13 protein-coding genes are annotated in these 16299 nt (G+C 49.0%); 10 read left to right on the forward strand and 3 right to left on the reverse strand.

Translation table 11 applies throughout. The annotated features are described in order from the left end of the window. Positions 1-1674, reverse strand: a complete 1674-nt coding sequence (locus CWI83_RS09700; RefSeq protein ID WP_241969922.1) for a long-chain fatty acid--CoA ligase — start codon at positions 1672-1674, stop codon at positions 1-3. Positions 1675-1676: 2 nt separating this feature from the next. Beyond that, entirely contained in the window at positions 1677-2975 is a 1299-nt protein-coding gene (locus CWI83_RS09705; RefSeq protein WP_126828500.1) for a GntP family permease, read from the reverse strand. A gap of 218 nt (positions 2976-3193) precedes the next feature. On the opposite strand from CWI83_RS09705, the gene CWI83_RS09710 reads away from it, so the two are divergent. Together CWI83_RS09710 and CWI83_RS09715 are read left to right on the forward strand one after the other, a co-directional pair. Continuing rightward, entirely contained in the window at positions 3194-5551 is a 2358-nt protein-coding gene (locus CWI83_RS09710; RefSeq protein ID WP_126828502.1) for a TonB-dependent receptor, read from the forward strand. 108 nt (positions 5552-5659) lie between these two features. Then, the gene (locus CWI83_RS09715; RefSeq protein WP_126828503.1) at positions 5660-6307 is read left to right on the forward strand and encodes a response regulator transcription factor; all 648 of its coding nucleotides are present in this window, start codon (positions 5660-5662) and stop codon (positions 6305-6307) included. Here CWI83_RS09715 and CWI83_RS09720 read toward each other — a convergent pair. Next, positions 6296-9676: a hybrid sensor histidine kinase/response regulator gene (locus CWI83_RS09720; protein WP_126828505.1), complete on the reverse strand. Its 3381-nt coding sequence runs from the start codon at positions 9674-9676 to the stop codon at positions 6296-6298. The genes CWI83_RS09715 and CWI83_RS09720 overlap by 12 nt on opposite strands. Before the next feature lie 212 nt (positions 9677-9888). Between CWI83_RS09720 and yajC the strand changes: the two genes are divergently transcribed. The 8 genes from yajC to nusB are packed head-to-tail and all read left to right on the forward strand — an operon-like array spanning position 9889 to position 16294. Beyond that, entirely contained in the window at positions 9889-10224 is a 336-nt protein-coding gene (yajC, locus tag CWI83_RS09725) for a preprotein translocase subunit YajC (RefSeq protein WP_126828507.1), read from the forward strand. Positions 10225-10245: 21 nt separating this feature from the next. Beyond that, complete coding sequence (secD, locus tag CWI83_RS09730) at positions 10246-12093, forward strand: protein translocase subunit SecD (RefSeq protein WP_126828508.1); 1848 nt, start codon at positions 10246-10248, stop codon at positions 12091-12093. Positions 12094-12104: 11 nt separating this feature from the next. After that, a complete protein-coding gene (secF, locus tag CWI83_RS09735) occupies positions 12105-13052 on the forward strand; it encodes a protein translocase subunit SecF (RefSeq protein WP_126828510.1) in 948 nt (315 codons plus the stop codon). A gap of 23 nt (positions 13053-13075) precedes the next feature. Continuing rightward, on the forward strand, positions 13076-13855 hold the full coding sequence (gene yaaA / locus CWI83_RS09740) for a peroxide stress protein YaaA (RefSeq protein ID WP_126828512.1): 780 nt from the start codon (positions 13076-13078) through the stop codon (positions 13853-13855). Positions 13856-13876: 21 nt separating this feature from the next. Next, the gene (locus CWI83_RS09745) at positions 13877-14752 is read left to right on the forward strand and encodes a DUF3014 domain-containing protein (protein WP_126828514.1); all 876 of its coding nucleotides are present in this window, start codon (positions 13877-13879) and stop codon (positions 14750-14752) included. Continuing rightward, positions 14749-15348, forward strand: a complete 600-nt coding sequence (locus CWI83_RS09750; protein WP_126828516.1) for a 1-acyl-sn-glycerol-3-phosphate acyltransferase — start codon at positions 14749-14751, stop codon at positions 15346-15348. Before CWI83_RS09745 ends, CWI83_RS09750 begins: the two co-directional genes overlap by 4 nt. Before the next feature lie 50 nt (positions 15349-15398). Further along, a complete protein-coding gene (ribH, locus tag CWI83_RS09755; protein WP_126828517.1) occupies positions 15399-15863 on the forward strand; it encodes a 6,7-dimethyl-8-ribityllumazine synthase in 465 nt (154 codons plus the stop codon). Positions 15864-15874: 11 nt separating this feature from the next. Then, positions 15875-16294, forward strand: coding sequence for a transcription antitermination factor NusB (nusB, locus tag CWI83_RS09760; protein WP_126828519.1), 420 nt, complete (start codon positions 15875-15877; stop codon positions 16292-16294). Positions 16295-16299: the final 5 nt, after the last annotated feature.

Consider the following 16299-nt stretch of genomic DNA (forward strand, 5'->3'; position numbering starts at 1 on the left):
TCATGATGTTGTCTCCAGTAAATAATTCAGATATTGCTCACGCAAGCTATGTTTTACCAATTTCCCAGTACCGGTATGGGGAAGTTCGGCAACAATCAACACATCATCAGGGGTCCACCATTTAGCGATTTTCCCTTGTAGAAAGTCGTAAATATCTTGCTTATTGAGTTGCGCCCCTTGTTTTGGCACAACAAACAGCAATGGCCGTTCATCCCATTTAGGATGTTTAACGCCAATCACACAACTTTCATTTACTTGCGGATGTTGACTACAGATATTTTCGATTTCAAGCGAGCTTATCCACTCGCCGCCGCTTTTAATCACGTCCTTTTTGCGATCGACAACTTTCATGTAGCCTTGCGGGTCGATTACGGCGATATCTCCAGTCGCTAACCAGCCATCAGCAAATTGTTGATCAGGCTCGCGCGCATAATAATGACTCGCAATCCACGGACCACGCACGCGCAATTCACCACTGGTCTCACCATCGTGAGGAAGTGCTTGACCTTCTGCGTCAACAATTTGCATGTCGACACCAAAGCAGGCTCGTCCCGCAGTGGTTTGAATCGCATAGCGTTCAGCTTTAGGTAGACTGAGCAATGCTTTAGTCGGTGGTGCTGAACTTGCCAACGGCCCTGTTTCGGTCATTCCCCAAATCGGCTGCCAGTAGATCCCGTATTGTTCATCGTAGGTTTGGACAAGGCCCAGTGGCGAGGCGGCCCCACCGACACAAACCCGCTCCAAACTCGGGATAGCTTGTCCTGAGTCTTGCAGGTAATTGTGTAAGGTAAGCCAGATGGTCGGAACTCCAAGTCCAACGGTCACCTGTTCGCTGGCAATCAGTTCTTGCATCGCCATTCCGCTCATACCATCACCCGGTAACACCAATTTACAACCGACTAATGGTGCGGCATAGGGGGCACCCCATGCTCCCGCGTGGTACATGGCAACCATAGGCAATAAGACACTGTCGCTGGTGAGGGCGAGTAACTCATGGCTAATGGTCGCTTGGGCATGTAATACCATGGCGCGATGAGAGGACAACACCCCTTTCGGGTTCCCCGTTGTGCCAGAGGTGTAACATAAAAGGGCTGCTTGCTCTTGATTGAGCGCGGGCCAGGCAAAATTATCGGGGCGTGCTCCCAATAAGTGTTCGTAATTATAGATGCGTAACTTGCCTTGCCATGTCTCACAGTCCGGCATTTGGTTAGGGTCAGCAAGAACGATGATGCCTTTCAGATGCGGTAACCGAGACGCAAATTCGGCGATAAGATCGACAAAGCAATAGTCGACAAATAGCCAAGTATCTTCAGCATCATTCATAATCCATTCGATTTGTTCAGCAAACAAACGTGGATTAACTGTATGCAGTACCGCACCTATACCGCTTACGGCGTAATAGAGTTCAAGATGGCGATAACCATTCCAAGCGAGTGTTGCGATTCGTTCGCCAGGCTGTATCTGCAATTCATCGGTTAGCGCATGAGCAAGCTGACAGCTGCGCTGATAGCACTCAAGGTAAGAATAGCGATGAATATCGCCTTCTAGGCGCCGCGACACCACTTGCTGGTCTGGACTTCGCCGGACCGCGTGACGGAGTAGATCGATAATAAGTAACTGACTTTGCTGCATCGCTGCCGGCAAAGTGACCGCGTGTTGACTTACTTCATGCATTGTTATGCCCACCACATAAATAAACTGATCGCGAGGGCAAGACCGACAAAGGGCACGACCACGGTTACTGCCGCAACGGGCCAATATGCCGCTTGATGGGTTTCATTACAGATTGCACGAATCGTGGTGACCACATAGCCATTATGCGGGAGTGAATCGAGCGCTCCAGACGAAATCGCAACGATCCGATGTAACTGGTCTGGATTAACGCCTGCATCTAAATAGTGCGGACCGACTACGGGGAGCGCAATGGCTTGTCCGCCCGAGGCTGAGCCGGTTAAACCTGCAATCACGCTGACTGCGACGGCTGCCCCAACAAGCTCATTACCCGGTAAGCTGGTCATAAGTGCCACCGCATCACTAAAGGCCGGGGTGATTTTTGCGATACTGCCGAAACCGACCACCGCTGCGGTATTACCAATTGCAATCAAAGCACCGGTCGAGGCATCGCCTATCGCCTTACCGACATTTTGGAAGTTTTTGTAATTGATCAGGGCAAGCGCAACAACACCACCGGTGAGGGCAATGATCAAAGCATTCTGTTTGAGCTCATCGTGGAATAAAAAACTAAAGGCCAACACGACAGCGAGCGGAATTAAACCAGTCACGGGATGAGGCAAGGCGCGCTCAGTCAGAGTTGGATCGCCTGTGCGTTGCTCAAACTGTTCACCATTGGCGACGGCGTTGCGAATCATTTTACTGAGCCACCAGTAACCGAAAATTGCCATAAATACCGCAACAACCAATGAAACTTCCCACGCCGCATAGGGCGAAGTCCCCAGATATTGAATTGGAATCCAGTTTTGAATTTCTGGCGAGCCAGCTGAGGTCATTGTAAAGGTTACTGAGCCAAACGCTAATGCGGCCGGAATAAAGCGACGCGGTAAGTTGGCGTCTTTAAACAGTGACAGTGCCATCGGATAGACTGAGAAGGCCACGACGAAAACGCTGACGCCACCGTAGGTTAGAATGGCGCAGGCAAGCACCACAGCTGCGACGGCATGCTTTTTACCAAGCCGATTAATAATCCATTCGGCAACAGCGTCGGCAGCACCCGTGTCTTCCATGAACTTACCGAACAATGAGCCGAGTAAGAACATAAAAAACCATGCGGCGACGAAGCTTGCAAAGCCATCCATATAGGCACTGACAAAATTTGTTTCGCCCACAAAAAGTGGCACCCCACTGGTCAGTGCGACAACCACCGCACACAGTGGTGCGCTGATAAATAAATTCATTCCACGTAGGGTCAGCACGATGAGCAGAGTTAACCCACCGATTAGTCCAATCATGCTTAACATGTAAACCTCGTTGGTTTGGTTGTGCTTCAGGTTATGCCATGACCTGAGTTGTTCTCATCACAGGCAAAACTATGCGCCAAGCGCGTTTAAATTGACATAGTACTAACGTACAGAATACAAGCCGAAAAGTTTAGGCTAGGGTAGTGATGCCATGACAAGAGGTGTACTCGCAAATTACCACCTCGTCTTAAACAACAAAGGAAGCTGGAGATACGACCATGAGTCAGCTCTATACAAATACTACATTTCGACGCTCTTTGCTCGCAGTTGCGATTGCCTCAGCTGTGGCAATGCCTGTATACGCGCAAGAGCAAAGCGCTGAGGAAGCGCAAGCAGAACAAACCACAAAAGGTTTGGAGCGGATTGAAGTTACCGCACGTCGTACCGTTGAGAACTTGCAAGAAGTTCCTGTTGCGGTTACTTCGGTTGGTGAAATGGAACTCGAACAGAGCGGTATTCAAGTCCTGACTGAGATCCAGCAATTTAGTCCAAATACGACCCTGCAAAATAGTCGTGGGACCAACTCAACCCTGACCGCGTTTATCCGTGGGGTAGGGCAACAAGATCCGCTTTGGGGCTATGAGCCAGGCGTTGGAATTTACATTGATGACGTTTACGTTGCGCGGCCACAAGGCGCGGTTTTAGACTTGCTCAATGTGCAGCGGATCGAAGTTCTGCGCGGGCCGCAGGGAACTCTGTACGGTAAAAACACCACCGGTGGTGCGGTAAAATATGTCACTAAAGAAATGAGTGGTGACGCTGAATTTGATATTCGAGCAACCGTTGGCACCTATAACCAACGCGACGTAAAACTCACCGGTCAACTTCCGTTAATCGATAATACCCTTTATTTTGGCTTCGGTGTTGCCGATCTTAATCGCGATGGTTTCGGTGAATTCCTCGAAGTAAGTTATCCAGGCCAGGATACCGAAAACTATAACAAAGACCTCACAGCATTGCGCGCTGCACTGGAATGGCGCCCAAGCGCGGATCTATTTTTGCGTTTGAATTGGGATAAAACGGAGGACGATTCAAACTCAAAAGGTGGCTATCGCTTGCTACCGAGCTTGCTGACTCCAATCCAAGTACCAGATAGTGTTTTTGACTCCTATTCGTCAATGCCAACTTGGAATAAGGTTGAGCAAGAGAACTTAAGCTTGACCGCGACCTACGATATTTCCTCGAACATGAGCCTGAAGTATGTGGCGGCGATGCGTGAGAGCTATTCACCAACGAACATTGACTTCGATAGCACGCCGTTACCGATCTTTGATGTCCCTGCGTATTATGACGATGACCAATCATCGCATGAGCTTCAACTGACCTATTTTGGTGAGAGTTACAAAGTTGTCGGTGGAATTTACGCCGATGAAACCGATTCATGTGGTCGCTTTGATGCAGTTCTGACCGTTCTTGGAAATGCTCTAAATGCGCCAGGATTAACGCGTGAAGTATCGGGTTGTAGTAATGGCTCAAGTGTCTCACTTTATGCACAAGCTGCGATTGACTTAAATGATCAATGGTCAATGACAATCGGTGGTCGCCAAACCCGCGATGAAAAAGAAGCCTTCGTAACGAATGGTTTGATTTTCGATAATATTTACCCACTTGATGGGTGGATCGATGGTTTCGTCCGTGACGAAGCAGCTATTGCTGCTGCTACGCCAATGGTGCTCGGCACTGATACCAACAATGACGGTATTCTTGATGCACCGAAGAAAGAGAGTTGGTCACGCTTTACTCCGCGGATTGGCGTTGAGTACAGCTACAGCAACGACATCATGTTCTTTGCGAGTTACGGACAAGGCTTTAAATCGGGTACCTTTAACCCGCGAGCGACGATCAACGAGCCAGCGGCTGACCCAGAAATCGTCGATTCATTTGAGATCGGGATGAAGAGCGACTGGAATGATCAACTCCGCGCGAATGTCACCTTGTTCATGCTCGACCATAAAGATCGCCAATACATCTCTGTGTTGCCGGGTGAAACCAGTACTGATCTGAATCAGCGCCTCGGTAACATTGGTAAATCAAGTGCGAAAGGGATCGAGATTGAATCAACCTACATCGCGACAGAGAATCTTAGCTTTGATTTAGCGTTTGGTTATATCGATGCCAAGTTTGACGAAGTGCTTGATACCGATCCAAATACCGGTGCGGTATTCGATAAGAGTGACTTGTTCACTATCTCGAACACACCAAAAGTGACCGCGAACTTGGGCTTTACTTATGATGTGCAAGCTCCAATCGGTGACCTTGTGGTCAATGGTAATTACTATTACCGCGGCAAGTATGACTTGTTCGAAGAGCTTAACCTGCTTAAGCAAGACGGTTATGGCATCCTGAACTTAGGGGTAACCTGGTACAGTGATGATGGTCTTTGGACGGTTGGCTTGCATGGTAAGAACTTAACGGATGAAGAGTACATGGTCGGTGGATATCAGTTCGTAACGCCTGACCCAAGCGACCTGTATGATACTTCGCTCTATTTGCCAGGGCTCGGTGGCGACACCACGTTGACAGCCTATTATGGCGATCCAAGAACCGTCTCCCTGACGGTGGGCTATCGCTTCTGATCAGCCCGCGTTGGTCTCCTGTTGGAGCATTTGCTCCAACAGGGACTGACATTTTCATTAAGACGCGGTAGCATGACTTATCCGTATTTTGCAGTAGGCAACTCCGCTATGACGCGTGCAATCATCGCTGATGATCATCCGCTATTTCGTGCCGCTCTTCGGCAAGCACTGACCGAGCCATTAGCTGGACAAATTGAAGAGGCTGCGAGTTTTCAGCAGTTGCTCGAAACGCTCGACGCAGAACCTGCAATTGAGTTGGTGTTATTGGACTTATCGATGCCTGGAAATCGAGGCTTAGCAGGTCTGACTCTGTTGCGTAGCCAATATCCAGATATCTTGGTAGTGATTGTCTCCGCAAATGAGAATACCCGCGTGATTCGGCAAGCGATGGCCTTTGGTGCGAGTGCTTATATTCCTAAATCAATGCCATTATCTGAACTGCAGCGTGCAATCGAGGTTGTTCTGAATGGCGAAACTTGGTTACCTGAGCACTTGCTTACTAGTCTCGACGGCGCAGATGACGAAGCGCATGATTTTGCCCAGCGACTTGAGCAGTTAACGCCACAGCAATACAAAGTACTCGAGTGTCTCGCTGATGGGATGTTAAATAAACAGATTGCCTATCAGCTGAATGTTCAAGAGACCACCATCAAGCAGCACGTATCAGCTATCTTGCGCAAATTAAATGTGCTGAACCGGACTCAGGCAGGAGTCGTCTTCAAGCAAATGTTGAGTGATACTGATTCAACGCAGTAATCTCTTCAATAAGCGCATCAAGGCCGCCGTTTTGAGTGGCTTCGGCATGAAGCTGGCACGCTCGGCAATAGCTTGTTCGCGCAGCACTTCATCCGGGTCAGCTGAATTTAATAGAGCCGGTAAATCCGGGCAATTAAGCTGTTGCCGAAGCCATATTAAGACTTCAATACCGGTGTCTCCGTCGTCTAGATGGTAATCCAAAATCACTAGGCTTGGTGGTTGCGAGGCGGGAGTAAGCGGCAGATCTTGACGCTTTTTAGCTGTAACGACGTGTGCTCCCCAATCGCTCAGTAGTTGTTCCATAGCAAGTAGCACGCGCTGGTCATTATCGACCACCCAAAGCGTTTGTCCTTGCAGAAATTTGGGCGAGGATAAAGCTGCTATTTGTGGTTCTGATGAGGCGTCTTGCTGCCATCCCACCAGCGGTAACTCAAGCTTAAAGGTTGTTCCCTGTCCCTGTTTAGACTCTAATTCAAGTGGCATTTCGAGCAGTCTGCACATGCGTTCAACAATCGCGAGTCCTAACCCAATACCAGGGTTCTCATGATCATTTTCGAGTTGATGGAATTCGCGAAAAATATCGGCTTGCTGATCAGCAGGAATGCCGCGACCAGTGTCTTTAATTGCAATAGCTAAGCTGGTGTCGGTGGCTGCAAAAGTAATTTCGACATGACCTCTCTCAGTGTAACGAACCGCGTTAGAGAGCAAGTTCTGGATCACGCGTGAGAGCAAGCGCCGGTCACTTGAGACAATTGCGTTTGTCGGCGTATATCTGAGTTCAAGCCCCTTGTTGTTTGCGATGATAGCTTGTCCGGCAACCAGTGGTCGAAGCACCTCATCGATGGCAATCTGCTGCCGATTCACCTGTAAATTCCCTGCCTCGAGTCGAGTCATATCCAGCAGCTGGGTCAAGAGTTCTTCGGCGTTAGTTAAGGCCTGTTGAATTTGTTGGGCAAGTTGTGCCGGTTCAGCATCGACACGTTTTAATAGCATTTCACAGAATAAAGTTGCGGCATTAAACGGTTGCATAAGGTCGTGACTGACCGCAGCAAAAAACCGAGTTTTACTCCGGTGAGCTTGCTCTTCTGCTTGCTTGGCCAGCAGTAATTCTGCGGTGCGTTCATCAACCCGCTGTTCAAGCTGCAGATTAATCGTTTCGAGCTGGCGCTGCGCTGCGACCAATTCGGTAATATCGGTATAAGTGGTGACAAAGCCGCCATCAGGCATCGGTGAGCCCTGTAACTCGATCACTTGATCACCTTGCTGGCGCTGGTAACGGTAGGCGCTACCCGCCTTTAAATAGTTAAGCCGCTTGTCGACTTCAGCATCGAGGTCGTCGCTATCGGTATTACCGAATAATCCTCGTTCAGCGTTGTAACGCAATAACTCGGCGACCGGCATCCCTGCTTGCAGAAAGCCAGGTGGGTATTGAAATACTTCAATATAACGGTGGTTCCAGGCGACCAGTTTAAGATCTTGGTCAACCACACTGATACCCTGCGGGATGTTTTCCACGGAGGCCTGCAGCAGTTCACGGTTAAATTTATAAAGCTGTGATGCTTGCGTCGCCCAACTCACCGCCTGTGCGATCGGGACGCCTGTTTGTTGAGTGATAGCCGTGAGTAAAATTCGGCTCGCCGCACTTCCAATCACAGCCGCAAGTTCCCGTTCAATGCGCGCCAGAAGATTTTTGGGAACCCATTCGTCGGCCGCCGAAAGGGTGAGATCGGTTTGCAGTTTTTGACTTAGGCGGTCGATTTCAACTGAGTCAAAAATACGGTTAAGGACCTGGCGTAAGCGGCCCCAGCTAATATTTTGTTGAGGGTCGATATCCACCTGACTGCTGTAGGGTTCGTAAAATAAATGCCCTTGAGTTCGCTCTGTACTGCTTGCTTTGAACAGCAATGAGCCGACGATAAAAAGCAGTAGGTTGAGCGCTAAACTGAGAAGGATGCCATCACTCATTGCAACATCCGATAAGCCCCGTTGCCCCGGTAAACTCGGCCAAAGCAGTAACGCAAACCAAAGCACAGTACCAATCCCTAAACCAGCGATGGCTCCAGCTCTGTTGGCGCGGCGCCACACCAATCCACCAAGCAGGGGCGGAGCTAATTGGGCGAGTAACGCGAGTGATAACAAGCCAGCATTAACAAGGGGAAGATTCGCCTCGGTTAGTTTGTGAAACCCAAATGCGAGGAGCATGATGATGACGATGGTGCCACGCCGAATACCCAGTACCTTAGCCGGACTGAAGGTTAGTTTGCGCAGGCGTTTTTGGGTCAACTTCAACCACAGCGGCATGACGACATCGTTCGACATCATGATGCTCAGTGCGAGCGTCGCAATGATCACCATGCTGGTTGCTGACGCAAGCCCGCCAACAAATGCGACCATGGTCATTTCGAGGCTGCCGGTTTGTTGCAGCAGTGCCAGCATAAAGGTGTCACTGGTGGCTGCGGCTGGTACTAATAGCATGCCGGCGAGGGCTATCGGCAAAATGAATAAATTGATGGCAAATAAATAAAGCGGGAAGGCCCAGCGTGCCGTCCGTAATTCTTCAGGATCGGTATTTTCGATATAGGACACTTGGAACTGTCGAGGCAAGCAAAACATCGAGATAGCACCGAGCAAGACATGGGTGACATAGACGTAGCTGCCGTTGGCTTGACCGCGCAGTAAATCTTGGGTGACCTCCGCTGTTGCCGCTTGCAAAACGATGTCGCTGATCCCGTCGAAGACACCATAGGTGACATATACACCGACCGCGAGGAATGCGACAAGTTTGACCACAGATTCAAATGCGACTGCATCCATCAAGCCGTTATGCTGTTCTGCTAGGCTTAATCTGCGGGTTCCAAATAAAATAGCAAAGCCCATCATCGCCAGTGCAACCAGTCCGGCGAGATCTCCAAACCAGGGTAAAGCCACCGTATCGAGTTGAGTTGCTGCGCCAAAACTTGCCGTAACGGCGCGCAATTGCAGCGCGATATAGGGAACGATGCCAATCAATGCAATCAGGCTAACGACCATCGCTAGACCAGAAGTTTTGCCAAAGCGGCTACCAATGACATCAGCAATTGAGGTGAAGTTTTGTTGTTTACAGGTCGTCAGTAGGCGCAATTGAATACGATGGGCAAAGAGGAATACCGCGATAGCGCCCAGATAAGTTGGGGCCATTGCCCAACCGTAATGAGCAGACTGCGTGATGGTGCCGTAAAAGGCCCACGTGGTGCAGTGAATCCCTTGCGCTAAGGCATAACGATAGGGACGAATCTGGTTAGCGGGTTTGCGCTCGCCACGATACGCTATGCTGTAGAGCAAGGCGATGTAGCTAATCGCCAATAAAATCGCGACGGTTGTGCTTAGCATACAGAACAAAACTCCTGCATTGGTCGCATCGCGACTTCATTTGATAGCGAAGACATCGGCTAACACTCCCTATTTATGAATATTTTCGTTAGAATGCTCGACAGTCAGAAAAAGCGATGGTTGGCACTTGCATAATCTAAAAACAGCCCCATCTCTGAACAATTACATCACTTTAACTGTGTTTTGAATGAATAACTACTAAGGGGACACACATGGACTTTTTAATCTCAACTGCATACGCGCAAGATGGTACGGCGCAACAAGGTGGTGGCATGGAACTGATCTTCATGCTGGTGATGTTCGGTTTAATTTTTTACTTCATGATCTATCGCCCACAAGCAAAGCGCGTAAAACAGCATAAAGAGTTGGTTGCCAGCATCGCTAAAGGGGATGAAGTTCTTATGAACGGTGGAATTGTTGGCCGCATCAGCAAAATTAGTGAAGAAAAAGACTTCATGGTAATTAGCCTTGCTGAAGGTGTTGAGATTACCGTTCAAAAAGCTGCGGTGACTGCAGTTTTACCTAAAGGTACGATGAAATCTCTGTAATTGAGAGATTAAGGAACGACCGTGTTAAATAAGTTTCCGCTCTGGAAAAACCTGATGGTCATTGTCATTTTGGCAGTGGCCGCAGTATATGCCTTGCCAAACCTTTATGGTGAAGACTACGCGATACAAGTCTCGCCAACCCGAACCGCCGTAGTCGACATGACGACGCTCGGTGAAGTTGAAGACGTTTTGGCAGAGCAAAATATTGTGCCTAAGTCGGTGACCCTAGAAGATCAACAACTCTTGGTTCGGGTCAACTCTGACCGCGAGCAATTACAAGCTCGAGATGCCATTTTACGTGCCCTTGGTACCGATTATATCGTTGCTTTAAACCTTGCTCCTGCGACCCCTGAATGGTTACAGAGTCTGGGTGCTTCACCGATGAAGCTAGGTCTTGATTTGCGTGGTGGGGTTCACTTCTTAATGGAAGTGGATATGGGCGAAGCCATGCGCAAAATTCAAGATCAAATGCGTGATACGGTGCGAACCGATTTGCGTGAAGAGCGGATTCGCTATCGCAGCGTGAATCGGATGGGGAATGATGTGGTCATTACCGCCCGTAGCGCTGAAGATTTTGAGGCAGCATTAGATTTTATTGATGGACGTTATCAGGGCTTCGAAATTATTGAAGATGAGACTGACCTCAGTCTTACCTTGCGGATGACCGAAGATAAAATCAAAGAAACGCAAGATTATGCGATCTCGCAAAACGTCACCATTTTGCGTAATCGGGTTAACGAACTCGGGGTTGCAGAGCCAGTCGTTCAACGTCAAGGTGCTGAGCGGATTGTGGTGCAACTCCCTGGTGTGCAAGATACTGCGCGCGCTAAAGAGATTCTTGGGGCGACCGCAACGCTCGAATTTCGTATGGTAGACCAAGAGAACAGTCTGCGTGATGCAGAACTCGGACGCGTGCCATTTGGCAGTGAGCTATACCCTAATCGCAACGGTGGCAATATTCTACTGAAAGAAGATGTCATTCTTACCGGTGACCACATTGTTAACGCCAATAGTGGAATGGATGAAAATAACCGTCCGCAAGTAAGTATCACTCTTGATGGTGCGGGCGGAGACAAAATGTCAATCGCTACGCGGGATAACATTGGTAAGCCAATGGCGACCTTATTTATCGAGTTCAAAGCAACGGGTGAGCGTGACCAAAATGGCAAGATCGTGTTTGAGCGGCGTGCCGAGGTCATCAACGTTGCCACGATTCAAGGCCGTTTCGGTAGTAGTTTTCGGATTACCGGTATTGACTCGATGCAAGAGGCGCAAAACCTCTCTTTGCTACTCCGCGCGGGTGCTCTAATCGCACCGATTCAAATCGTCGAGGAACGCACAGTTGGTCCAAGTCTTGGTCAAGAAAACATTGATATGGGGATGCAAGCGATCATTTGGGGCTTCATCTTAGTGTTAGTGTTCATGGTCGCTTATTACCGGAAGTTTGGTTTGGTTGCGAACACCGCGTTGGCGGCCAACTTAATTTTGATTGTCGGCGTGATGTCGATGATTCCGGGTGCAACCTTAACCTTACCGGGTATGGCAGGGATTGTCTTGACGGTTGGTATGGCGGTCGATGCGAACGTGCTAATTTTTGAACGTATCCGGGAAGAGCTGCGCAATGGACGAAGTCCACAGCAAGCCATTCATCACGGCTACGACAGCGCACTCTCGACCATTGCAGATGCCAATATCACCACTTTGATTGCAGCCGTGATTTTGTTCGCGGTTGGAACCGGTCCAGTGAAAGGCTTTGCGGTGACCTTGGCAATCGGGATTTTGACTTCTATGTTTACCGCAATTATTGGTACTCGCGCAGTGATCAATGCGATTTGGGGTGGCAAACGTATTGATAAGTTATCGGTATAGGGGACCAGCAAATGCGTCAATTAATTAAAACAGATAAAACGATCCCGTTTATGAAGTTTCGCGGGATCAGCTGGATTTTCAGCGGCTTGCTGATCATTGCTTCGATTGTGTCCCTAAGCGTCAACCAATTGAACTGGGGCTTGGACTTTACTGGTGGAACAGTGATCGAAGTGGGTTACCAACAACCAGCGGACCTAGCAGCAGTGCGCAGCACCCTCGATGCACAAGGCTTTGGTGATGCTGTGGTACAAAACTTTGGTACCCAAGAGGACGTGCTCATTCGGTTGGAGCCGCGAGAAGGGGTAAAAGCTGAAGACCTGGGTAATCAAATTCTACAAGCGTTAAACCAACAGGCCGACGGCGGTGTTGAAATGCGCCGCATCGAGTTTGTTGGTCCGCAGGTCGGGGATGAGCTCACTGAGCAAGGTGGGCTTGCGATGTTGGTTGCTCTCATTTGTATTTTGATTTACATCGCCATCCGCTTTGAGTATCGCTTAGCACTCGGTGCTGTTGGCGCGCTCGCTCATGACGTTATCATTACGCTTGGCTTGTTTTCGTTTCTCGGTCTTGAGTTTGACCTCACTGTGCTCGCGGCGTTGCTAGCCGTGATTGGTTACTCAATTAACGATACCGTGGTGGTGTGTGACCGCATTCGAGAAAACTTTCGCAAGTTCCGTAAGGGCTCAAGTGAAGAGATTATCAATGGTGCGATAACCGATACGATGAGTCGGACCGTGATCACGTCATTAACCACAGTACTCGTGTTATTTGCCCTGTTCTTCTTAGGCGGTCAGCTGATTCACGGTTTTGCGACAGCATTATTGTTCGGGGTGTTCATCGGAACTTACTCGTCGATTTATGTCGCAAGCTCATTAGCCTTTAAACTGGGTATTAGTCGAGAAGACCTAATGCCTCCAGAAGTTGAGAAAGAAGGTGAAGACTTAGAGCCGATGCTTTAAGTCTTTAGCGAAGGAGAAAAACGATGTTAGTTGTGATATCCCCAGCGAAGAACCTCGATTATGAGAGCGAGCTGCCAACTCAAGAATATAGTCAACCACGCTTACTTGAGCAGGCCGAGGAGCTTGTCGATCGTTGTCGTAGCTTATCCCCACAAGATTTATCCAGCTTGATGTCGATAAGTGACAAATTAGCAGGTTTAAATGCCGCCCGTTTCGCTGAGTGGAAAACTCCTTTCACCTTAGATAATGCGCGCCAAGCGATTTACGCGTTCGATGGCGATGTTTACACCGGACTAGCGGCTGAAAGCCTTGATGAACAAGCAATTTCATATGCTCAGGAACATTTACGCATTTTGTCGGGTCTATACGGAGTATTGAAGCCGCTCGATTTGATGCAGGCTTATCGGTTAGAGATGGGGACTAAGCTTGATACCGCCCGTGGCAAGAACCTTTATGAATTTTGGGGCGACCTTATTACCGATACCCTTAACGAAGATCTTGCTGCGCTTGATAGCAAGATTCTCGTGAACCTCGCATCGAACGAGTATTTTTCAAGCGTACAGAAAAAGCGATTGAAGGCTGATGTCATCACCCCAGTCTTCAAGGATGAGAAAAACGGACAATATAAAGTAATCAGTTTTTGGGCAAAGAAAGCGCGCGGCATGATGGCGCGTTTCATTGTGACCGAACAGCCAAAAACATTACAGGACTTGCGCCAGTTTAGCGCCGGTGGGTATCGCTTTAATGCCGATGCGTCGAGCGAGTCTGAATTAGTGTTTTATCGTTCAGAGCGCGACCAATAAGCTGATTATTGAGGAGCTTACATGCCAACAGATTCGGCCCAGCAGCAACCGGAACAATCGCCTCATTACGGCAAGATTATTGTTAGCTTGATCGTGGTGATCGTCATTGCGATCGCGATAATTGCCTGGTTATGGACGCAAAACCAGTCCAACTCGGAGTCTGCGCCTAGCGCACCAGTGCCGGTCGCGACCGAGGTACAAGAGCCTGAAGTGAAGATTGAGCCTGCGCCAGAGCCAACGCCTATCGAAACCGTCGAACTTGAACCTGAGCCAGAACCGACCCCGAGTGAGCCGGTCGTCGAGTCGATTGAGCAGCCACTGCCTGCGATGGCTGAGAGTAATGCTGAAATTTTGGCGGAACTGGAGCAGGCGGAACAGAGCATTGCGCCATTAAATAGTGAACAATTGATTCGTGATGGTGTGGTATTTGTTGATAACTTGCGTCGCGGACTCGTGATTCGCGATAAGGCGCTGGTTGAAGGGCCGAAAAATCGTTTCCGAGTGTTAGAGCAGGATAGCAAGCTCTATATCGATCCACGCAGCTATGATCGTTACAACACCTTAGTTGACTGGTTCGTTAGTTTGGATAATCAGATTGTGGTGCAGCTATTTGAACGCTATCAACCATTGCTGAGTGAGGCGCTTGCTGAAATTGGCTATCCTGATGCCGATCCAAAGGAAGTTTTGAACGAAGCGTTCGAGATGGTGCTTGCAACTCCCAATGTGGGGACTGTCATTGAGCTGAGTGACGAAACAGTGATGTACAAGTTTGCTGACGAACAACTCGAGGCCCTGCCAGACGCACAAAAGCAAATGTTGCGGATGGGGCCAGATAATATTCGCCGGGTCAAATTGAAAATCGAGGCCTTGCAGTTGGAGTTAAATAAAGCACTATGAGCCAGGATCAAATCCCTGCCCATTTAATTGGTGACTTCCCACTGCGCGGAAATCGATTTAGCCGCTGGGTAGGCCGAGTGGGCTTGCGCCTATTGGGTGGCTGGAAGATTGAAGGGGAACTACCGCAAGTTCGCCAAGCGATCTTACCGGTCGCACCGCATACGTCTAATTGGGACTTTTTTATCGGCGTGTTCGTGATGTTGTCGCTGGGTATTAAGTTATCGTTTTTGGGGAAACATACGATATTTCGATTTCCGGTAAATGGTATTTTGCGTTGGTTAGGTGGGATTCCATTAAACCGAAGCTCCGCGCAAGGTGTCGTGAACCAAATGGTCGCAGAGTTTCAGCAGCGTGATGAATTAATCTTGGCCTTATCGCCCGAAGGAACACGCAAGAAAGTTAAAGAGTGGAAAAAAGGCTTCTTGCACATGGCCAAAGCAGCACAGGTGCCGGTAGTTCCCATTGGTATGGACTTCTCTCGAAACGCTATCGTCATCACTAAACCACTGATGATTAGTGGGGAAATTGATAACGAGTTGGCTCGAGTCAAAGCTGCATTAAAAGATTGTGTTGGTAAAAAGCCAGAATATGCTTAACAGCAGAACTTGTGCTATTATCGCGCCCGATTTAGTTAAAGGATACGCAGATGAACGTCATTGAAGGTGGTATTAACGCCGCAGGCAAAAAGTTTGCCCTAGTGGTGGCTCGCTTTAATCACTTTGTAGTGGATAGCCTCGAACAAGGTGCTATCGATACTTTAGTGCGACTTGGTCAAGTTGATCGTGCCGATATCACTGTGGTCAAGGTTCCAGGCGCATACGAAATTCCATTGGCCGTGCAGAAGCTTGCCGCGACCGGCGACTATGCAGCGGTGATTGCTCTTGGAGCTGTGATTCGTGGAGCAACTCCTCATTTTGATTTTGTTGCAGGAGAGTGCAATAGCGGTTTGACCCGCGTCGGCTTGGAATACGGCATCCCTGTGGCAAATGGTGTGATCACCACTGAAACCATCGAGCAAGCGATCGAGCGCAGTGGCACGAAAGCCGGTAATAAAGGCGGTGAAGCAGCAATGACAGCGCTTGAGATGGTTAATCTGTTGGCCAAGATTTAGGGATTATACTGATGAAACCAGCCGCTCGGCGGAAAGCCCGCAAACTTGCTGTGCAAGCGATATACTCTTGGCAGCTGTCACAAAATAGCATGACAGATATCGAAGCACAGTTTCTTACCGATAACGATACCAGCAAAATCGACGTCGATTATTTTCTAGCGCTGGTCCGAGGCGTCGCTCAGCAAGCCGTAAGCTTAGATCAAGCCATGGAACCTTATCTTGATCGTCCGATTAAAGACTTGGACCAGGTTGAGCGTGCGGTATTGCGATTAGCCTGTTTCGAGTTGCGCGAGCGCCTCGATGTTCCCTACAAAGTCGCGATCAACGAAGCCATCGAGTTGGCGAAGTCATTTGGCGCAGACGATAGTCATCGTTTTGTGAACGGTGTTCTTGATAAAGCCATCGACGCACTACGACCTGCTCGGCAATAGTATGT

The sequence above is a fragment of the Pseudidiomarina taiwanensis genome (assembly GCF_003987435.1).
GTDB classification, from domain to species: Bacteria; Pseudomonadota; Gammaproteobacteria; order Enterobacterales; family Alteromonadaceae; genus Pseudidiomarina; species Pseudidiomarina taiwanensis.